Annotated in this window: 19 protein-coding genes and 1 pseudogene; 12 read left to right on the plus strand and 8 right to left on the minus strand. The window is 32.1% G+C overall.

What is annotated here, in order from left to right:
• Positions 1–17: 17 nt before the first annotated feature.
• The 9 genes from lon (at position 18) to rpsA (ending at position 10352) form a co-directional block, all read left to right on the plus strand.
• Positions 18–2471, plus strand: coding sequence for an endopeptidase La (gene lon / locus ACHRV0_RS17050; protein WP_395413682.1), 2454 nt, complete (start codon positions 18–20; stop codon positions 2469–2471).
• A 156-nt stretch (positions 2472–2627) separates the two neighbouring features.
• Positions 2628–3647 carry a type IX secretion system protein PorQ gene (gene porQ, locus ACHRV0_RS17055; RefSeq protein ID WP_395441740.1) on the plus strand — a complete coding sequence of 340 codons (1020 nt, stop codon included), beginning with the start codon at positions 2628–2630 and terminating at the stop codon, positions 3645–3647.
• Between the two features lie 5 nt (positions 3648–3652).
• The gene (locus ACHRV0_RS17060) at positions 3653–4252 is read left to right on the plus strand and encodes a murein L,D-transpeptidase catalytic domain-containing protein (RefSeq protein ID WP_089055582.1); all 600 of its coding nucleotides are present in this window, start codon (positions 3653–3655) and stop codon (positions 4250–4252) included.
• Positions 4253–4349: 97 nt separating this feature from the next.
• Positions 4350–4955, plus strand: coding sequence for a murein L,D-transpeptidase catalytic domain-containing protein (locus tag ACHRV0_RS17065; RefSeq protein ID WP_395441741.1), 606 nt, complete (start codon positions 4350–4352; stop codon positions 4953–4955).
• A 34-nt stretch (positions 4956–4989) separates the two neighbouring features.
• Positions 4990–5682 carry a (d)CMP kinase gene (cmk, locus tag ACHRV0_RS17070; protein WP_395413689.1) on the plus strand — a complete coding sequence of 231 codons (693 nt, stop codon included), beginning with the start codon at positions 4990–4992 and terminating at the stop codon, positions 5680–5682.
• 69 nt (positions 5683–5751) lie between these two features.
• On the plus strand, positions 5752–7128 hold the full coding sequence (locus tag ACHRV0_RS17075) for a nucleoside permease (protein WP_129024711.1): 1377 nt from the start codon (positions 5752–5754) through the stop codon (positions 7126–7128).
• A 107-nt stretch (positions 7129–7235) separates the two neighbouring features.
• A complete protein-coding gene (locus tag ACHRV0_RS17080) occupies positions 7236–7586 on the plus strand; it encodes a hypothetical protein (protein ID WP_129024712.1) in 351 nt (116 codons plus the stop codon).
• A 17-nt stretch (positions 7587–7603) separates the two neighbouring features.
• A complete protein-coding gene (locus ACHRV0_RS17085) occupies positions 7604–8143 on the plus strand; it encodes a hypothetical protein (RefSeq protein WP_129024713.1) in 540 nt (179 codons plus the stop codon).
• 430 nt (positions 8144–8573) lie between these two features.
• Positions 8574–10352: a 30S ribosomal protein S1 gene (gene rpsA / locus ACHRV0_RS17090; protein WP_068840655.1), complete on the plus strand. Its 1779-nt coding sequence runs from the start codon at positions 8574–8576 to the stop codon at positions 10350–10352.
• 235 nt (positions 10353–10587) lie between these two features.
• Here rpsA and ACHRV0_RS17095 read toward each other — a convergent pair whose 3' ends face one another.
• Positions 10588–11115: an ExbD/TolR family protein gene (locus ACHRV0_RS17095; RefSeq protein WP_395441743.1), complete on the minus strand. Its 528-nt coding sequence runs from the start codon at positions 11113–11115 to the stop codon at positions 10588–10590.
• A gap of 211 nt (positions 11116–11326) precedes the next feature.
• Between ACHRV0_RS17095 and ACHRV0_RS17100 the strand changes: the two genes are divergently transcribed.
• Positions 11327–11881 carry a fasciclin domain-containing protein gene (locus ACHRV0_RS17100; protein WP_089055576.1) on the plus strand — a complete coding sequence of 185 codons (555 nt, stop codon included), beginning with the start codon at positions 11327–11329 and terminating at the stop codon, positions 11879–11881.
• 63 nt (positions 11882–11944) lie between these two features.
• On the opposite strand, the gene ACHRV0_RS17105 is transcribed toward ACHRV0_RS17100, so the two are convergent.
• The 7 genes and pseudogenes from ACHRV0_RS17105 to ACHRV0_RS17135 form a co-directional block, all read right to left on the minus strand.
• A complete protein-coding gene (locus ACHRV0_RS17105; protein WP_129024717.1) occupies positions 11945–12790 on the minus strand; it encodes a DMT family transporter in 846 nt (281 codons plus the stop codon).
• Between the two features lie 179 nt (positions 12791–12969).
• Positions 12970–13053: pseudogene (locus ACHRV0_RS17110) on the minus strand (SsrA-binding protein); the annotation flags it as partial.
• A gap of 84 nt (positions 13054–13137) precedes the next feature.
• A complete protein-coding gene (locus ACHRV0_RS17115; protein ID WP_395441744.1) occupies positions 13138–14895 on the minus strand; it encodes a M56 family metallopeptidase in 1758 nt (585 codons plus the stop codon).
• A 5-nt stretch (positions 14896–14900) separates the two neighbouring features.
• Positions 14901–15269, minus strand: coding sequence for a BlaI/MecI/CopY family transcriptional regulator (locus tag ACHRV0_RS17120; protein WP_089055572.1), 369 nt, complete (start codon positions 15267–15269; stop codon positions 14901–14903).
• A 7-nt stretch (positions 15270–15276) separates the two neighbouring features.
• The gene (locus ACHRV0_RS17125; protein WP_395441745.1) at positions 15277–16878 is read right to left on the minus strand and encodes a M56 family metallopeptidase; all 1602 of its coding nucleotides are present in this window, start codon (positions 16876–16878) and stop codon (positions 15277–15279) included.
• A 5-nt stretch (positions 16879–16883) separates the two neighbouring features.
• Positions 16884–17252, minus strand: coding sequence for a BlaI/MecI/CopY family transcriptional regulator (locus tag ACHRV0_RS17130; RefSeq protein WP_089056688.1), 369 nt, complete (start codon positions 17250–17252; stop codon positions 16884–16886).
• A 170-nt stretch (positions 17253–17422) separates the two neighbouring features.
• Entirely contained in the window at positions 17423–18637 is a 1215-nt protein-coding gene (locus ACHRV0_RS17135; protein WP_395441747.1) for an MDR family MFS transporter, read from the minus strand.
• 98 nt (positions 18638–18735) lie between these two features.
• On the opposite strand from ACHRV0_RS17135, the gene ACHRV0_RS17140 reads away from it, so the two are divergent.
• Positions 18736–19335: a DUF1684 domain-containing protein gene (locus tag ACHRV0_RS17140; protein WP_395441748.1), complete on the plus strand. Its 600-nt coding sequence runs from the start codon at positions 18736–18738 to the stop codon at positions 19333–19335.
• Entirely contained in the window at positions 19335–19985 is a 651-nt protein-coding gene (locus tag ACHRV0_RS17145; RefSeq protein ID WP_395441749.1) for a TatD family hydrolase, read from the plus strand. The genes ACHRV0_RS17140 and ACHRV0_RS17145 overlap by 1 nt, the downstream gene beginning before the upstream one ends.
• Positions 19986–20040 lie beyond the last annotated feature (55 nt).

Genomic DNA, 20040 nt, shown 5'->3' on the forward strand with positions numbered 1-20040 from the left:
ACGACTTATATATTATTATGTCAAATCATAAAATACTTACTATTGACAATCTGTCACTTCAAGAATTTGATTCAGAAGCAGAATTAATTCCATTATTAACTCCAGAGGACGAGGAGGAAATGAACAATGAAGAACTTCCTGTTTCGCTTCCAATTTTACCATTGCGTAATACTGTTTTATTTCCGGGAGTTGTAATTCCAATTTCTGCAGGAAGAGATAAATCAATTAAACTGATAAATGATGCCAATGCCGGCGGAAAAATTATTGGAGTAGTTTCTCAAATTAACGAAGAAGACGAAGATCCATCAAAAGATGATATTCATAAAATAGGAACTGTAGCACGAATTTTACGTGTTTTAAAGATGCCTGACGGAAATGTAACAGTTATTTTACAAGGAAAAAAACGTTTTGAAATTGACGAAGTTGTTTCAGAAGAGCCTTATATAACTGCTACAATCAAAGAAGTATCAGAAGAACGTCCAGATGAAAATGATACTGAGTTTACTGCTATTTTAGATTCTGTAAAAGAATTGGCAATTCAAATTATAAAAGAAAGTCCAAACATTCCATCAGAAGCTACATTTGCGATAAAAAACATTGAAAGCCAGTCGTTTTTGATCAATTTTGTTTCTTCTAATATGAATTTATCCGTAAAAGAAAAACAAGGTTTGTTATCTATAAACGGATTAAAAGACAGAGCTCTTGAAACTTTGCGTTATATGAATGTTGAGTTACAAAAGCTGGAATTAAAAAATGACATTCAGTCAAAAGTTCGTTTTGATTTAGATCAGCAGCAGCGCGAATATTTCTTGCACCAACAAATGAAAACCATTCAAGAAGAATTGGGCGGCGTTTCGCAAGAGGAAGAAATGGACGAAATGGGGCAGAAAGCGAAAACCAAAAAATGGGACGAAAAAACGCAGAAACATTTCGAGAAAGAATTATCTAAAATGCGCCGCATGAATCCGCAATCTCCTGATTTTGGAATTCAGCGTAACTATTTAGAGTTGTTTTTAGAATTGCCTTGGGGCGAATATTCTAAAGATAAATTTGATTTAAAACACGCTCAAAAAATATTAGACAAAGATCACTTTGGTCTTGATGAAGTTAAAAAAAGAATGATTGAACATTTGGCAGTTTTAAAATTGCGAAATGACATGAAATCACCAATTATATGTTTAACAGGGCCTCCAGGAGTTGGAAAAACTTCTATCGGGCGTTCAGTTGCAGAGGCTTTAGGTCGTGAGTATGTTCGTATTTCGTTAGGTGGTTTACGTGACGAAGCGGAGATTCGCGGACATAGAAAAACATATATCGGTGCAATGCCGGGACGAATTATTCAGAGTTTGAAAAAAGCAGGAACATCAAATCCAGTTTTTATTTTAGACGAAATCGATAAGTTGTCAAACGGTAACAGCGGCGATCCATCATCTGCATTATTAGAAGTTTTAGATCCAGAACAAAACAGTGCTTTTTATGATAATTTCCTAGAAATGGGATATGATTTATCTAAAGTTATGTTTATAGCTACTTCAAACAATATGGCGGCGATTCAGCCTGCGTTGCGTGATAGAATGGAAGTTATAAAAATGTCTGGTTATACAATTGAAGAAAAAGTAGAAATTGCTAAAAGACATCTTTTTCCAAAGCAATTAGAAGCACACGGATTAACGTCTAAAGATTTGACAATTGGAAAAAAACAATTAGAAAAAATTGTTGAAGGTTATACAAGAGAATCAGGTGTTCGTAATCTTGAAACTAAAATTGCTCAAGTAATTCGTAATGCAGCAAAAGCTGTTGCGATGGAAGAAGAGTATAACAAAAAAGTTACAGATGAAGATATCGTGAAAGTTTTAGGTGTACCAAGATTAGAGCGTGATAAATACGAGAATAATGATGTTGCAGGAGTTGTAACAGGTTTAGCTTGGACAAGTGTTGGAGGAGATATTTTATTTATCGAATCCTTAATTTCTGAAGGAAAAGGAGCTTTAACCATTACAGGAAACCTTGGTAATGTAATGAAAGAATCGGCTACAATTGCTCTAGAATACATCAAAGCAAATGCTAAAAAGTTAGGTTTAGGAATTGAGCTATTTCAAAAATACAATATCCATTTGCACGTGCCAGAAGGAGCAACTCCAAAAGATGGTCCAAGTGCAGGTATTGCAATGTTGACTTCATTAGTTTCGTTATTGACACAAAAGAAAGTGAAGAAAAATCTTGCTATGACTGGAGAAATTACGCTTCGCGGTAAAGTATTACCAGTTGGCGGAATTAAAGAAAAAATCTTAGCTGCAAAAAGAGCCGGTATTAAAGAAATCATTTTATGTCACGAAAATAAAAGTGATATTGATGAAATTAAAGCAGAATACTTAGAAGGACTTACTTTTCATTATGTAAAAGAAATGAGCGAAGTATTGGCTTTAGCACTTACAGATCAAAATGTAAAAAATGCTAAAGTGTTGAAATAAAAACTTCTATTTGAAGCATGAATTATTTAAAATCCAAATTCCAATTTTTAATTAAGATTGGGATTTGGATTTTTTTTATACTGTAATTTATTTTTTTAGGTTTATAATTTTACCTTCGCAACTGCGTTATTCCCATATAGGAACGCCAAGAAAAGAATGTTAAAACATTATGTTTTATTTTTTATAATATTCGTTTGTTCGGTTTCATTCGGACAAGTTGGCGGGCGTTACACCTATCAATTTTTAAATTTGACAGCATCGCCAAGACAGGCAGCTTTAGGAGGTAAAACGATCACTATTTATGATGAAGATGTTAATCAGGCAATGTCTAATCCTGCAGTTTTAAATGACGAAATGGATAATCACTTGGCTTTAAATTATGGAAATTACTACGGACAAGCTTCTTATGGAAGTGCTTCGTATGCCTATACCTATGATCGACACGTGCAAACATTTTATGCTGGAGTTAATTATATAAACTACGGATCATTTGAAGGTTATGATGAAAATGGGCAGTCAACATCGGATTTTAGAGGAAGTGAAGGTGCATTATCGTTGGGATATGCCTACAATGTTCCGTATACCGATCTTCATATTGGAGCTAATGTTAAGTTAATAACTTCAAATTTAGAGAGTTATAATTCTATTGGGAGCGCTATTGATTTAGGATTTTTGTATATATTTGAAAAAAATAACGTAAATTTGGCTTTAGTAATCCGTAATATTGGTACACAATTTACAACCTACTCAGGAATACAGGAAAATTTGCCCTTTGAAATTACTGCAGGAGCATCGCAAGAATTAGAACATATTCCTATTCGCTGGCATCTTACATTAGAGAATTTGCAACAATGGAATATTTCATTTTCGAATCCCGTTCGAAGTGAAACTAATATCGATGGATCGACAAGCAGCGAGAAAGTTTCGTTTGTTAACAACGCTTTAAGGCATGTTGTTTTTGGTGTGGAGTTATTTCCTAAAAAAGCAATAAATCTGCGTTTAGGATATAATTTTAGAAGAGGGGAAGAATTACGAGTAGAAGAAAAGCGTAATTTTTCAGGAGTTTCATTAGGATTTGGTCTGAAAATGAATAAATTAAAGTTTAATTATTCATATTCGAGATACACATTGGCGGCGAATACAAGTCTTTTTGGTCTAATTTTAAATTTTCAATAATTTGTATGAAAATATTTAGTTTATTTTTGTTTATGACTGTGGGGTTATTTACGGGCACAAACCATTACTTCAAAGAAGAATCTATTACCAGTTTAGAAATTGAAAGAATCAACAGCAGAATAGGCGACATAAGAAACATGATTACTATCGATAAAAAATACAATACAAAAATTGCTTTTTTGATTGATATGAAAGTGCCTTCTGGAAAAAATCGCTTCTTTGTGTACGATTTAGAAAACAACAAGGTTTTAGATCAAGGGCTTGTTGCGCATGGTTCTGGTTCAGAAACTGGAATAAAAGGGTTGCTTAGATTTAGCAATACACCAAACTCCAATTGTACTGCGTTAGGCAGATATGTTATTGAAAAATGCTATAAAGGAATTTTTGGAAAAGCATATCGATTAAACGGTTTAGAAGAATCTAATAATAATGCTTTAAAAAGAGCAATTGTTTTACATTACTATTCTGCAGTTCCTTATGACGAACAAGATTATTATATAAGTAATAGTCATGGTTGTCCAATGGTGAACGAGCAGTTCTTTAAACGAATTGAAAAAATAATTGATAGTTCTAAGTCGAATATTATCTTAGATATTTATTATTAAAATAATAGTTAGAAGTACTTTAAAAAGTATAGTCCTTTTATAATTGTGAACCATTGTGTTTTCGATTTTAAAAGGATTTTTTTTGCCTTAGTTATTTATGAAAAAGACATTATTTGCCACAGTTTTTATTCTCTTAGCATTTGCAGTTTATAAATTTGTTTACAGAAATGAGAACTTGAAAGAAGATAAAAAAAATGAAGAAAGATTTAGTTCGCAAGTAGATGAAGTAAAAAAGTTGATTAAGAAAGATTCGAAATACAATCAGGATATTGTGTTTTTAATAGACATGAAAATACCGTCTGGAAAAAATCGATTCTTTGTTTATGATTTAAAAACAAATAAAATTATAGATCAAGGTTTAGTTGCGCATGGTTTAGGTTCTGAAACACCAACCAAGGGAAAACTTAAATTTAGCAATGTACCAAATTCGTTAAGTACTTCATTAGGCAGATATTCGATCGGGAATTCTTATGTTGGTAAGTTCGGAAAAGCCTATAGGCTGTATGGTTTGGATACAACTAATAGTAATGCTTTTAAGCGAGATATTGTTTTTCATTACTACTATGATGTTCCGTATAAAGAGAAAGATGGTTACATTTGTAACAGTTTTGGCTGTCCAATGGTCAACAAAAAGTATTTTGAAAGAATAGCTAAAATTATAGATAAGTCAGAATCTGATATTTTGATGAGTATTTATTACTAGAAGCTTTTAGGATTAAAAATTAAAACATAAAAAATTGAGAAAAATTACAATTGCTATCGACGGATTTTCATCAACAGGAAAAAGTACATTAGCGAAACAATTGGCAAAAGAACTTGAATATGTATATGTAGATACGGGAGCAATGTATCGTGCGGTAGCTTATTTTGCCATGCAGAATAAATTTATTGGAGTTGATTTTTTTGACAAAAGTGCTCTGATAAATGCTTTGTCAAAGATTCAGTTAGAATTTAAATTTAATACTGAATTAGGTTTTGCCGAAATGTATCTGAATAGTGAAAATGTCGAAAAACAAATTAGAACAATTGAAGTTTCTAACTTTGTGAGTAAAGTGGCAGAAGTTTCTGAAGTACGCGCTAAATTAGTAGAGCAGCAACAAGAAATGGGAAAAAACAAAGCAATAGTAATGGACGGAAGAGATATAGGAACCGTTGTTTTTCCAAATGCAGAACTTAAAATATTTATGACAGCTAGTGCAGAAACTCGTGCACAAAGGCGTTTTGATGAATTACAGCAAAAAGGAGATAATGTTTCGTATGAAGACGTTTTAAAGAATGTAGTGGAAAGAGATTATATTGATACACATCGTGAAGATTCGCCTTTAGTGATAGCTGATGATGCAATAGAAATAGATAATTCTTACTTAAATAAAAAAGAGCAGTTTGAAGCCGTTTTAGAATTGGTAAATGATGCTTTAAAAACCATTTAATTTTTTGTAGATATTATTTTTAATGGTAGTTTTACCGCTTCATTTTTACTAAAAAGACAATTTCATCATATGGGAATTAAAAATAGATTAATTGTAATGAGTTTTCTTCAGTTTTTTGTTTGGGGAGCTTGGCTTATTACAATTGGAAATTACTGGTTTGGAACCAAAAATTGGGAAGGAACACAATTTGGTTTAGTATTTGGAACCATGGGAATTGCTTCTTTGTTTATGCCAACCTTAACTGGAATTATTGCTGACAGATGGGTAAATGCCGAAAAATTATATGGTGTTTTACATATTGCTTATGCGGCAGTTTTGTTTGGAATTGCTCATGTGACTACTCCAGATAATTTTATTTATGTAATGTTTGCTGCAATGTGCTGTTATATGCCGACAATTGCATTAAGTAATTCAATTTCTTATACTTCGCTGAAGCTAAATAATAAAAATATTGTAAAAGATTTTCCGCCAATTCGTGTTTGGGGAACTATTGGTTTTATAGCTGCAATGTGGATTACTAATTTAAGTGGAAGTAAAGCAACTGAATATCAGTTTTATATTGCTGGAATTGGAGCTTTGATTTTAGGAATTTATGCTTTTACATTGCCAAAATGTGAACCGCAGCGTTTAACTAAAGAAGATGCGTCGTTAACCGAAACTTTGGGCTTAGAAGCTTTTAAATTATTTGGTAATTACAAAATGGCTTTGTTTTTTGTTTTTTCTATGTTTTTAGGAGGAGCACTTCAATTGACAAATGCATATGGAGATGTGTTTTTAGATGAGTTTAAGCATTTTCCAAAATATGCTGATTCTTTCGTGATCCAGTATTCGACTATTATTATGTCGATTTCTCAAGTTTCTGAAACGTTATTTATCTTAGCGATTCCATTTTTCTTGAGACGTTTCGGAATCAAACAAGTTATGCTTATTAGTATGCTGGCTTGGGTTTTACGTTTCGGATTATTTGCTTTTGGAGATCCTGTTGGAGGATTATGGATGATTATTCTTTCTTGTATTGTTTATGGAATGGCGTTTGATTTCTTTAATATTTCAGGTTCATTATTCGTAGAAAGCAATACTGATTCTAAAATTCGTTCTTCGGCGCAAGGTTTGTTTATGATGATGACCAATGGAGTAGGAGCCGTTTTAGGAAGTTTAACTTCCGGTTGGGCTATTGATCGTTTCTTTACAAAATCATTTACCAATACAACTGAATTAGCAGGATTTTTACAAACTGATGCAACAAATTCTAAGATGTTAGAATTTGTAAAAGGCCAAGGAAATTCGATTTCGACAGATGGAATTTTTGCAAATCCAATATTAATGAAAGACTGGCATACGATCTGGTTGTCTTTTGCAGCTTATGCTCTGGTTATTGCGATTGCTTTTGCTGTTTTATTTAAACATAAACATGACCCGAAGGAAATCGAGAATTTGAGTCATTAAATAAAAATACTATAACACAAACCCGATAAATTTTATTTGTCGGGTTTGTTGTTTTAAAGAATGAAATTAAATCAAAAAACTTAATTTTGATTTAAAAGATCAAAATTATGATTCGACAAATTTTAGCTGTAATAGCAGGTTATGCTATTTTTGTAATCACTTCTGTGCTTTTATTCCAAGTTTCGGGAGTTAAACCGCATTCTGACGCTTCAGGATTATTTATGGGTTTGACTTTTGTATATGGAGCGGTTTTTTCTTTTTTAAGTGGACTTGTTACACAGTTTATTTCGAAAACTAAAAATTTAAAAGTCAATTATATCCTATTTGCTATTATGGCTGGATTTGCCACTTTTTCACTTTTTAAATCGAGTGGTAGTTCCTGGACGCAATTGTTTGCAATTTTTGTTTTTGCGCCGGTTTCAGTTTTGGGAGGATTGTTTTGGATTAAAAAGAAATAAAGTTTATAAAAATTAATATGAAAGCATTAAAGATCATTTTTGGGATATTTTTATTTTTTAATTTCAGTTTTATTTATGCGCATAAGGATAGAATAGAAATTCCTCAAAAATTTGTATTTATTTTAAAAAGTAAAGATGTAGTTCAATTTGAATCTATTGATTCAAAACTGGAAGAATTCTGTAAGGAAATTGTTACTGGAAAAAAAGAAATTTCAGAAGTTCAGTTATACTATAAAACAGGAGAAATTGTAACTGTTCGATCTGAGGGGAAAAACTGGATATTATTTAAAATTACTTTTAAAGATAAAAGTTTATATGTTCCTGAGGAAAAATTAAAAAAGATTCCTGAAATTAATTTCTCGACTTTGAACTTATTTTGGTCAGGAGAAAGTAATGCATTTAATTCTCATCATCTATGTATGAGGTTAGATATAGGAACCAATCGTTCATTTGATGTTTTACCAAATTTAGAATTGCATTTCGAAAATCGCAAATTTACCAGAGCTGAAGTTTGGACACAAACAAGCGAGAACTCAAGACATGGGAAGGCTTTTTAAGAAAAATTTTGACAAAGATAGTTACGCAGAGTAAACCCGACAGGTTTTTAAAACCTGTCGGGTTTGTTGTTGAAAAACACAACACTTAAAAAAAATCTTAGAATTTTTTGAGTAAGGTTCTTAAAAACTATTAAATTTTCTAATCTAGCCCCGATAGAAGTGAAAATCTTTTTGTGCCGGGGTTCGGTATAAAAGATTGTAACGGATAGCGGGACTTCAGGTCTTGAAAACCCAAAAAACGTCTGCTTCAGAGCAATTGACTGATAATCATTTGAATTTATTTTGTAAGTACAGAAATTTGTAGTAATTTTGCAAACCTTTTGGCAGAGAAGAGTTTCCATTAGGTATCAACCATTTATGTAAAACAACTTCTGTTTTTTCTATCGCTTTGAGAAACTCAAGAAAAACAGAATACAAATTTTTTATCAGCATGTCTGAACAATTAAAATCACAAGAAGAGTTTTTAGCAAATTTTAACTGGCATAACTTCCAAGAAGGAATTGATGCAGTAGATGAGAAAAACTTACAAGAGTTTGAAGAACTAGTATCAAAAACTTTCATCGCTACAGATCAAGAAGAAGTAGTTGAAGGAGTTGTTGTTAGAATTACAGATAGAGACGTTATCGTTGATATCAATGCTAAATCTGAAGGTGTTATTTCTTTAAATGAATTCCGTTACAACCCAAACTTAAAAGTAGGTGACAAAGTTGAAGTATTAATCGACATCCGTGAGGACAAAACAGGTCAATTAGTATTATCTCACAGAAAAGCACGTACTATCAAATCTTGGGATAGAGTTATTGCAGCTAATGAAACTGGAGAAATCGTTAACGGTTTTGTTAAATGTAGAACTAAAGGAGGTATGATCGTTGACGTATTCGGTATCGAGGCGTTCTTACCAGGATCTCAAATTGACGTTAAGCCAATTAGAGACTACGATGTATATGTAAACAAAATGATGGAATTCAAAGTGGTAAAAATTAACCACGAATTCAAAAACGTTGTTGTATCTCATAAAGCGCTTATCGAGGCTGATATTGAAGTACAGAAAAAAGAAATCATCGGTCAATTACAAAAAGGACAAGTATTAGAAGGTGTTGTTAAAAACATTACTTCTTATGGTGTGTTCATTGACTTAGGTGGTGTTGACGGATTAATTCACATTACTGACCTTTCTTGGAGCAGAATCAACCACCCAAGTGAAGTTCTTGAATTAGACCAAAAATTAAACGTTGTAATCCTTGATTTCGATGATGAGAAAACAAGAATTCAATTAGGATTGAAACAATTAAACGCTCACCCATGGGATGCTTTAGATGCTAATTTAACAATTGGTGATAAAGTTAAAGGTAAAGTAGTTGTAATCGCTGATTACGGTGCATTTATCGAAGTTGCTGAAGGTGTTGAAGGTTTAATCCACGTTTCTGAAATGTCATGGTCAACTCACTTACGTTCTGCTCAGGACTTCGTGAAAGTTGGAGATGTTGTTGAAGCAGTTATCTTAACTCTTGACAGAGATGATCGTAAGATGTCATTAGGTATCAAACAATTAACTCAAGATCCATGGACTGACATTACTTCTAAATACCCAGTAGGTTCTAAACATACAGGTATCGTTAGAAACTTTACAAACTTTGGTATTTTCGTAGAATTAGAAGAAGGAATTGATGGATTAATCTACATTTCTGACCTTTCTTGGACTAAGAAAATTAAACACCCATCTGAGTTTGTAAACGTTGGTGAAAAACTTGATGTTGTAGTATTAGAATTAGATGTTGAAGGACGTAAATTATCTTTAGGTCACAAACAAACTACTGCTAATCCTTGGGATCAATACGAAGATTCTTTCGCTGTAGGAACTATCCACAATGGTGAGATTTCTGAAATCGTTGACAAAGGAGCTACTGTAGAATTCGGAGATGATATCGTTGCTTTCATTCCAACTCGTCACCTTGAAAAAGAAGACGGAAAGAAATTGAAAAAAGGTGATACTGCTGATTTCAAAGTAATTGAATTCAACAAAGAATTCAAAAGAGTAGTTGCTTCTCACACTGCTATCTTCAGAGAAGAAGAAGAGAAAAACGTGAAAGCTGCAACTGAAAATACTTCATCTAACTCTACTACTAATGCACCAGCTGCAACTTTAGGAGATAACAATGATGTATTAGCTGCATTAAAAGCTAAAATGGAAAAAACTGAGAAAAAATAATTCTCAATTTTTTATAAATAGAAAGTCCCACAGCAATGTGGGACTTTTTTTTGTTTCAGGTTTTCTTTGTTTGCTTCGTCATTTTGGTTTTCAGTCTAGTGTCAGGTTTTAAGTTCTTATATTGACTGTTTTTTTTCTACTTGTTTTTCAAATATAGCCCGTGGTTTCAAGCATGGGAAACGTGTTGTGATATTTCTTTGTGTTCCAATAGTTGAAACCATTGGCTATGTTTGTTTTATTTTGAAGCTAATAATTTTGATTCTTCTAGTGTAAATTCGTTGACTATTGCATAAGTGTTGATTTTTGCAATTGCCATTTCGTCCAAAATATCTACTAGATTTTGAAAATTACTTTTTGAACTTGGTTTTATAACTACAATTACTCCACTTTTAGGCTTTCCTACAGATACCATATATTCTTGAATTTGTTTCTTTTTTAAAAATACTTCTTCACGAATACCTTTTTTTCCGAATTCAAATTTTTTAGGAATTTCAATTGGAAAAGTTAAAATACCAGAATATGTTATTATTCTATTGTTATCATCAAGTAAAATTGTATATAAACGATTTGGCTTAATATGACCTATCGGTCCACATACAATATCACCATTATCTGGCAGATCTAAGTTTGCTCCTTTAGGCTTGGATAATTCACCAACAACCATAAAAAATATAATCAGTAAAAAAGAAACATTGACCATTGCAGTTAAATCAACTCTTGTGTTTAACTTTTTACTTCTGACTTTTTTAGGTAGATTTTCCATAATGAATTGGTTTTGAATTTAAAGTTAATAATAAAATAGAGACAAAAATCATCGTGTCTTTAAAAAAAAATAAAAAAGTTTTGGATAGTTAAAAGCTTGTTTTATAATCGATTTTGAGAATGTTTAGGTATTATTTGAGATTATTTCAGATTTCTTTAAAACCAAAACAAAAAGTTCTCCGTAAATGAAGATATAACTTAAAACATTAATTATGAAAACTAGAAAATTTTTAGCTGCAGCAATTTTAACTTTAGCGTTAGGATTTACATCTTTTGCTCAAAAAACAGTAATGGTTGGCGGCGCTGCAATGTATCCGAACAAAAATATTATTGAAAATGCCGTTAATTCAAAAGATCATACAACATTGGTTGCTGCTGTAAAGGCTGCTGATTTAGTAGAAACACTTCAAGGAAAAGGACCATTTACTGTTTTTGCTCCAACAAACGCAGCTTTTGATAAACTGCCAAAAGGCACTGTTGAAACATTGTTGAAACCAGAGAATAAAAAAATGCTTCAAAATATTTTGACTTACCATGTTGTTGCAGGAAAATGGAATGCATCAGACATTGCAAAAGCAATTAAAGAAGGAAAAGGAAAAGCAACTATAAAAGCAGTAAACGGTGGAACACTAACAGCTTGGATGAAAGGAAAAGACTTATATATAAGCGATGAAAGCGGAAATAAATCTAAAGTTACAATTGCTGATGTCAATCAATCAAATGGTGTAATTCATGTTGTTGACACAGTATTATTGCCAAAGAAATAATTTAAAATCTCCAAAACAATACCTACGTTTATGAAAGCCTTGTATTTGCAAGGCTTTTGTTTTTTATCGTTTTGCTGTTAATGTAGCGCCAACAGAGGCAGATACAACACAAACGACTGCTAGAATCTCGTAAAAGTTCAGTTTTTCTTGTAGAAATAGAAAAGCACAAATTGAAGCAGCGGCTGGTTCTAAACTCATTAAAATGCTAAATGTACGGGGTGGAAGCTGTCCTAGTGCTTTCATCTCTAAAGTAAACGGAATTGCACTTGATAAAAGGGCAAGAGCAACACCATAACCAAAAAGTTTAGGAGTCAGATTAGCTAATCCGTTTTCATAAAAACCAAAAGGTAAAATAAGTAGAGAGGCGAATAACATACCAGTTGCAACCGCCTGACCGCCGTGCATTATTTTTGATACTTTTCCGCCTAGAATAATGTAAGTTGCCCAGAAGGTTGCAGCTAAAAGAGCAAATAAAACTCCTACTATGTCTATTGAGTCATTTGACCATGGTGCTATTAATGCAATTCCGGCGGCAGCTAATAATACCCAGCAATAATCCATTAAGCGTTTTGAGCCAATTATTGCTAGTAATAAAGGACCGACAAATTCTAGAGTAACAGCTAACCCAATTGGGATTCTTTCAATAGCTAAATAAAAAGTTAAGTTCATAGCTCCTAAGCACAAGCCGTAAGGAACTACAGTTTTCCATTGGTTTGGTTTTATCTGCTTTAAATTAGGTCTGTATGCTAAAAGCAGAATCAATGCCGAAACCCCAATTCGGATAGATGCCGTTCCGGCTGCTCCAATAGCAGGAAAAAGAGTTTTTGCAATTGCAGCTCCGCATTGAACGCTTATGATTGCTAAAAGTACGGCAGGAACAGGGGGGATATTTAATTCTTTATTTTTCATGGAGAAATTCATGTAAAGTGAACAGCAAATTTTATCTCATTGCGGTTCATTTACGTTATGCTGCTATTTTGAATTCGATTTATAAAATACCGATTCAAATGTGATTTTTATTCTAAACTAAATTATTCTAAGGCCCGTTTAGTAATAAAAGCTCTGTAACCAATAAGAGCCATTTGTCATTTTTTGGCTTTAGAAATATCTAAACCTTGTTTGGTAAAACTTGGTAAAAGTATTTTGTTTAATTTGGCTAAAAATTTGTACATCGCAGGTTAATTTTGCGCAAAGATACAAAAAAAGACTTTGCGGTCAGGCAAAGTCTTTTTTGTAACATATTCTTAAATTAAAGATTAAGAACGTTTATTTTCTTTTTCAAATTTCTGAATGTTTTTTTCGTACACTTTCATCTTCTGTTCGTATACTTTCATTTCTTTTTCAAATTGTTCCATCTTTTTTTCGAAATCACCTCCAAATTGCTGGTCAATTTGAGCGTTGTATTTGTCCATTTCTGCGTTAAATTTATCCATCGCAATTTCGAACTTTTCCATTTCTTTGTCATAGCCACCTTCACGTTTAGCCATAATTTCATCTACTTGTTTTTCGTAAGCTGATAATTGCGGCTGAAAAGCTTCCATTTTTCTTTCAAATTCCGCCATCTTTTTTTCGAAATTTTTCACTGCAACTTTATCCTCAAAATTTCTTGGAGGTATTGGTGCTTTTGGCATTTTAGACATATTTGGCGGAGCTGGAAGTTCTAAGTTTTTAGGTAACTCAGGCAGTGCAGGAGGAGCAGGCGGCGGAGGTAGTGCCGAAGTTATTGGTGCTGCAGGCGGAACTGGCGGTTCAGGCATATCTTTGCCGTTAAAATGCTTAATATCTACCACACGACTTCCTGCTGTTATTGGTTCGTCAATTTCTTCACCAGTAAGAATGCCGGCTTTTTTGGAGCCATTGCTGTTCGTTGTAATTACAATACCACTTTCATTAATAGGATTGTTGCCTTCAATCTCTAAAGTTTGTGCTTTTCCGGTTCCTTTGTCGATGTCAATTTTAATCGATGTTAATTCATTATTAGAATTTCTGATAACATTAGAAACAACAACATTTACATCATGCTCTTTTTTAAGTTTAGCCGTCATTTCTTTTAGTTCCTGATCAGTTGTTGTTTTCTTGATTTTGAATACAATAATCGGATCTGTTTTTGAAGTAATTTCTTGAGCTTCTTTTCGTTCTTTTTCTTGCGCTATTGTTTTAATTTGGAATAAAAGCACAAAAGCAACAAGAGCAGGAAGTATGGCATAATACTTCCAATAATTCCATTTTTTTGATTGATTTTTGTTTAACATGACAATTCGTTTTTTGATTAATGATTGATAAAAATGATTGGTGATTGCGACACAGCTTTCATGTGTCGTGATTTTTAAAAGCGTGTATTGATACGCTTTTTTGTCTGAAATTTTTTTGGCAGCTTCACTGTCGGCAATAAACTCGAGATTTTGCAAAATCGCTTTTTTGTATAGCCAGATAATTGGATTGAACCAAAACAGCACACAAAATACTCTAGAAATCAAAACATCCATTGTGTGATTTTGATCGCTGTGCACTTTTTCATGCTCAATAATATTCTCTAATTCAGCCTCTGTATACATTGATGAGTTGTATACGATATAATCAAAATAGGAGAAAGGAGCAATGTTTTCATTTACATCTATAAATTTAAAATCAGCTTGCTGTTGTACTTTTTTGCCTTTTAAAACGGAATTTAAACTATAAAAATCCATTGCGAATTTTATAATTAAAGCCAGAAATCCAAGAGCATAAATTGCAATTGCAACATAATTCCAGTTAATTTCAAAAGATTCTTTTTCGATAGTCTGCGGATAATAGCCTCGAGTATAATTAAAGTTTTCAATTATTGGCGCCGGGTCAACCCAAACGATTTTAGTATACACCAAAAATGGCAAAACAATAGAGGTGAATAATCCAGCTAATAAAAACCATCTGTTACTATTGAAAAAAGTTTCTTTACGAAGTAAAAAGAAATAAGCACAATAAAACAGTACTAATAAACCGCTTGATTTTGTAATAAAAATAAAAAGTGCTTCCATATCGATTATTTTTCTTCTTTTGGAGTTTCGATCATAGCTAAGATTTCGCGTAATTCATCTGCAGAGATTTTCTCTTCTTTGGCAAAAAAGGAAACCATATTTTTGTATGAACTATTAAAATAGTTGTCAATCGCAGTATTCATGTACTTTTTGCTGTAAGCTTCTAAACTAATTGCAGGATAATATTGATGAGTGTTTCCAAATGCATTGTGTGCCACAAAGCCTTTTTCTTCAAGATTGCGAACAATAGTCGAAAGTGTATTGTAATGCGGTTGATCTTCAGTAATTTCCGCCTGAATTTCTTTTACAAAAGCTTTTTTAAGCTTCCATAAAATATGCATAATTTCCTCTTCTTTGTTGGTTAACTTTTGCATTTTTAGGCTATTTATATGTTTCAACCTCAATTACACCATTCGATCCGCTCTCTCCATATTTAGCTTTTGCTTGAGTTCCTTTAGATATAACAATCGTTTTAATTTCATTTGGTTTAAGCTCTTCAAGGTTGTAATCGCTTGACATTACTGTGCCATTTATAACTACTAATTGATTGCCTTTTTTCATATTGCTTCTAGTAGAATTTGAGATCGTTATTGAAGAATTATTTCCATCTGTCGTAATTACTTTTGTCGTAACATTATTGTCAGAATCTGTCGTTACAGTAGTGCTAATATTTGTATTAATATTAGTGTCAGTTTTTGCACTAACATCAGAATTATTGCTATCATTAGTATTTGATTTAGTTATTGTTTTTGTGCTGCTTACAAATTTTGCTTTTTTGCCAGTTTTAGAATCATTGGTTTCATCAGAAGTTTGAATACCAACTTTTTTACTGCCTTCTTTATCAGTTGTAACAACTATTCCGAAACTCTTAATAGGTTGATCGCCTTTTGTTTGAATAGATTGTACCTGCTGAGTTCCGTTTTTAATATCAATTTTAATTGATGTTAAGTCATTCTCTGCATTTCTTCGTATTTCAGAAGTTTCGAAATCAATATTGTATTTTTTCTTTAAGTTTTCTTTGATTTCGTTTAATTCTTTATCCGTAGAATTTTTCTTGATTTTGTAGATGTCCTCTGATTCTTTTTTCTCAGAAACTCCTTTTAATACCAGTTGTTTTTCTTTTGCAATTACTTCAATTTGAAATAAGAACACAAAAGCGGCAAGAGCTGGAATTACAGTATAGTACTTCCAAGAATTTCGTTTTTTTGATTGATTTTTGTTTAACATAACAATTCGTTTTTTGATTAATGATTGATAAAAATGATTGGTGATTGCAACGCAGGTTTCGTGCGTTGTTATTTTTAAAAGCGTGTATTGATAGGCTTTTTTGTCAGATAGTTTTTTAGCAGCTTCCTTATCAGCAATAAACTCTAAGTTTTGAACTATTGCCTTTTTATAAAGCCATATTATTGGGTTAAACCAAAAGATAATGCAAAAAACACGAGTAATTAAAACATCGATAGTATGATTTTGTTCGCTGTGTACTTTCTCATGTTCAATGATATTTTCTAATTCTTGTTCGTTATACATTGATGAATTGTATACGATGTAGTCAAAGTAGGAGAAAGGAGCTATATTTTCGGCAACATCAATAAACTTAAAATCGGCTTGTTGTTTTACTTTTCGGCCTTTTAAAATTGTGTTTAAACTATAAAAATCAAAAGCAAATTTTACGATCAATGCCAAAAAAACGACAGCATAAACCGCTAGTAAGATATAATTCCAATTAAGTTCAAAAGTTTCTTGGGTAATTTGCGACGGCTGAAGCTGCGAATAGTCAATATTAAATGATGGAGCACGGTCAACCCAAATAACTTTAGTGTAAACTAATAAAGGTAAAACTACAGCTGTTATTAAACCAGTTAATAAAAACCATCTATTGCTGTTAAAAAATGTCTCCTTGCGAAGTAAAGCTTGATAAGCACAATAAAATAGTGCGATTAGACCTGTAGATTTTGCAATATAAATGAAAAGTGCTTCCATAACCATTATTTTTCTTCTTTTGGAGTTTCGATCATAGCTAATATCTCGCGTAATTCATCTGCAGAGATTTTCTCTTCCTTGGCAAAAAACGAAACCATATTTTTATAAGAACTATTAAAATAGTTGTCAATTGCCGTTTTCATATATTTCTTGCTGTAGGCTTCAAGAGTTACAGCAGGATAATATTGATGTGTATTTCCAAATGCATTATGCGCTACAAAACCTTTTTCCTCCAGATTTCGAACTATTGTCGATAGGGTATTGTAATGTGGTTGATCTTCAGTTATTTCTGCCTGAATTTCTTTTACAAAAGCTTTTTTCAACTTCCATAAAATTTGCATTATCTCTTCTTCTTTGTTGGTTAACTTTTGCATGTCTTTTAATTTTAATTCAAAGCTATAACTATTTTTTTAGTTACGCAACTATAAAAATAGTTATTTAACTAAAAAAGACGTTATTGTAGAATAAAAGACACAGAAAAGTTATTCAAGTTCAAAGTTAATGAATTGAATTTTAATGGTTTAGTTTTGAATAAAGGATTTGTTTATTTTTTTTCCTGCAGTAAAGCTTTTTTAATCCAAAGGCAGCAAAGAGTTGCAATTATTCCAATACAAGCCATAAATAACCAGTTTATTTGATAGCCAAAATCAGAGATAATTTCAAATCCAACTTTAGAACTAACAATATGTGCCAGACTAAAGCTCATGGTATAAAGTGCCATATAGCGTCCTTCTTGGCCACGCGGAGCACGGCTTAATGCAAATGCATTCGAGAACGGAAAGGTTAAGATTTCGCCAATCGAAATACAGATCATGCTGATTACTAACATTCCAGCCCAAAAATTAATTAATAAAAGAAAGAAGCTCGAAGCCATTACAAAGGATCCTAGAATTATTATTTTGATTTTAGGAAATCCTCGTCTCTCTATAAAACCAACCGTCGGAACTTCAAATGCAAAAATTAAAAGTCCGTTTAAAGTCATTAATAATCCAGTTTGAAATGGACTTAAATCAAATTTTTTAAAATGATATATAGGTAGTGTTGTAAATAATTGAAAGAAAATCATAGCCGTTATGAAACTTACAAATAAGAAAACCCAGAATATTCCATCATGAAATACAGATTTCACTTCAGCAGCACTTTCAGTTTTGTCACCATGATCTACTTTTTTCTTTTCCTTAACTAATAATGCAAAAATTAGAATTGAAATAATACAAGAGGCACCATCAACCCAAAACAATCCAGAATAACCCATTCCCATAATTATTAAACCGCCAAGTGCAGGTCCGGCTGCAAAACCTAAGTTTACAGCAAGACGAACCAGTGTTAATGCACGAGTTCTATTTTCAGGTTTTGCATATGCTCCCAGAGATACAAACATTGCTGGTCGAAACATATCGGCAATAGTCATTAAAACAAACATTGCAATACATAAGCCCCAAAAAGTGGTAACAAATTGTACTAGAAACATTGAAATTCCTGTAGTAAACAAGCTAAAAATCATGATTTTATAAAAACCAATTTTATCAGATAATTTGCCGCCCAGCCAAGAACCAAGCATAGAGCCTAAACCAAACGCAACCATAATCCAGCCAACTTGATTATACGTAAAATGAAGGTCTTCTTTTAAATACTTAGACAAAAAAGGAAGTACCATTGTTCCGGCACGATTGATAAAAGTGATAATTGTAAGTATCCAGATTTCTCTAGAAAATCCTTTAAAGTTGTTTATATAGTGACTAAAAGCAGTTTTGAGCATTACGATGATTAAAATTTGCAACAAAGTTAGAAAACTTTGTCATGTTCTGCCGTTGTCATTTTGTTACTTTTAAACTATTTTTGCACTAAATTTCTACGATGAAAAACTACATTATCCTAAGCTTGCTTTTAACTTTTAGTTTTGGTTTCAGCCAAATGAAATTTAAGAGTATTGATGCCGAAAAATTTCAAAAGCAAATAAACTCAGAATATGCTGATGCTAAGACAAGTCCGTTGATGGAAGAAGATTTAAAATCTTTTAAAGCATTGGATTTTTATCCCATTAATGGAAAGTATTTTGTTAATGCAAGATTTGAAAAAGCAGAGAACGAAAAAGTTTTTGAAATGAAAACTACTGGAACCAGAACGCCAAAATATGTAAAATTCGGAACTATTTATTTTACAATTGATGGTATCGAAATGCAGTTGAATGTGTATAGAAACATTGAGTTGTCTAAACAAAAAAAATATAAAGATCATTTGTTTCTTCCTTTTTCAGATTTAACCTGCGGAAAAGAAAGTTATATAGGCGGAAGATATATTGATCTAAAAATCCCAAAAGGAAATATAATTGCAATCGATTTTAATCAAGCTTACAATCCGTATTGTGCTTACAACCATAAGTATTCCTGCCCAATTGTTCCGTTAGAAAATGATTTGAAAATAGAAATTAAAGCTGGTGTAAAAACATTTCATTAATGGACTTTTTTAATTTTCATACACATCAATTTACGAATCATTCTGATATTCTAGAATTGGTAAATCAATATCCGCAAGAGTTTGATGCATCAATTCCTTATTATTCTATTGGAATTCATCCTTGGTATATTAAAGAAGATCGTTTAGAAAATGATTTGAAAATGATTGAAGAAAAACTACAGACCAAAAACTGCTTAGCACTTGGAGAATGCGGTTTGGATAAACGTGTTGAAATTCCGCTTGAACTTCAAATTCAGGTTTTTGAAAAACAATTGGCTTTAGCCGAAAAATACAATAAACCAGTTGTTATTCATTGTGTTGCTGCGTTTCAGGAAATTATTGCAATCAAAAAGAAAATGAAAATTTCAGTTCCTATGATTGTTCACGGTTTTTCTAAAAATAGTCAAGTTGCTGAGCAGCTTATTGCAGCGGGATTTTACATTTCGTTTGGTAAATATTTATTAAAAAATCCAAGTTTGAAAGACGTTTTTCAGAATATTCCAAACGATCGATTTTTTTTAGAAACAGATACAATCGACGAGAGTATTCAACAGGTTTACAATTTGGCGGCAGTATATAAAAATAGTACAGTTAAAGAATTACAAGAGATTATTAATAGAAATTTTGAAAGAGTTTTTGGTGAGAAGTAATTAGTAATTAGTGAAAAGTAAATAGTAAAAAGTAAAATGAGTTTGTCACCCTGAG

Origin of the sequence: Flavobacterium sp. FlaQc-30, from assembly GCF_044005885.1 — a bacterium.
Taxonomy (GTDB): domain Bacteria; phylum Bacteroidota; class Bacteroidia; order Flavobacteriales; family Flavobacteriaceae; genus Flavobacterium.

Excerpts from the sequence above, each read along its gene's own strand:
- ACHRV0_RS17135 (WP_395441747.1), bottom strand. The coding sequence starts at position 18,637 with ATGCTCAAAACTGCTTTTAGTCACTATATAAACAACTTTAAAGGATTT.
- ACHRV0_RS17065 (WP_395441741.1), top strand. The coding sequence starts at position 4,350 with ATGAAAAAGACATTATTTGCCACAGTTTTTATTCTCTTAGCATTTGCA.
- rpsA (WP_068840655.1), top strand. The coding sequence starts at position 8,574 with ATGTCTGAACAATTAAAATCACAAGAAGAGTTTTTAGCAAATTTTAAC.
- lon (WP_395413682.1), top strand. The coding sequence starts at position 18 with ATGTCAAATCATAAAATACTTACTATTGACAATCTGTCACTTCAAGAA.
- porQ (WP_395441740.1), top strand. The coding sequence starts at position 2,628 with ATGTTAAAACATTATGTTTTATTTTTTATAATATTCGTTTGTTCGGTT.
- ACHRV0_RS17075 (WP_129024711.1), top strand. The coding sequence starts at position 5,752 with ATGGGAATTAAAAATAGATTAATTGTAATGAGTTTTCTTCAGTTTTTT.
- ACHRV0_RS17085 (WP_129024713.1), top strand. The coding sequence starts at position 7,604 with ATGAAAGCATTAAAGATCATTTTTGGGATATTTTTATTTTTTAATTTC.
- ACHRV0_RS17095 (WP_395441743.1), bottom strand. The coding sequence starts at position 11,115 with ATGGAAAATCTACCTAAAAAAGTCAGAAGTAAAAAGTTAAACACAAGA.
- ACHRV0_RS17120 (WP_089055572.1), bottom strand. The coding sequence starts at position 15,269 with ATGCAAAAGTTAACCAACAAAGAAGAGGAAATTATGCATATTTTATGG.
- ACHRV0_RS17140 (WP_395441748.1), top strand. The coding sequence starts at position 18,736 with ATGAAAAACTACATTATCCTAAGCTTGCTTTTAACTTTTAGTTTTGGT.
- ACHRV0_RS17145 (WP_395441749.1), top strand. The coding sequence starts at position 19,335 with ATGGACTTTTTTAATTTTCATACACATCAATTTACGAATCATTCTGAT.
- ACHRV0_RS17130 (WP_089056688.1), bottom strand. The coding sequence starts at position 17,252 with ATGCAAAAGTTAACCAACAAAGAAGAAGAGATAATGCAAATTTTATGG.
- ACHRV0_RS17080 (WP_129024712.1), top strand. The coding sequence starts at position 7,236 with ATGATTCGACAAATTTTAGCTGTAATAGCAGGTTATGCTATTTTTGTA.
- ACHRV0_RS17105 (WP_129024717.1), bottom strand. The coding sequence starts at position 12,790 with ATGAAAAATAAAGAATTAAATATCCCCCCTGTTCCTGCCGTACTTTTA.
- ACHRV0_RS17060 (WP_089055582.1), top strand. The coding sequence starts at position 3,653 with ATGAAAATATTTAGTTTATTTTTGTTTATGACTGTGGGGTTATTTACG.
- ACHRV0_RS17100 (WP_089055576.1), top strand. The coding sequence starts at position 11,327 with ATGAAAACTAGAAAATTTTTAGCTGCAGCAATTTTAACTTTAGCGTTA.
- ACHRV0_RS17125 (WP_395441745.1), bottom strand. The coding sequence starts at position 16,878 with ATGGAAGCACTTTTCATTTATATTGCAAAATCTACAGGTCTAATCGCA.
- ACHRV0_RS17115 (WP_395441744.1), bottom strand. The coding sequence starts at position 14,895 with ATGGAAGCACTTTTTATTTTTATTACAAAATCAAGCGGTTTATTAGTA.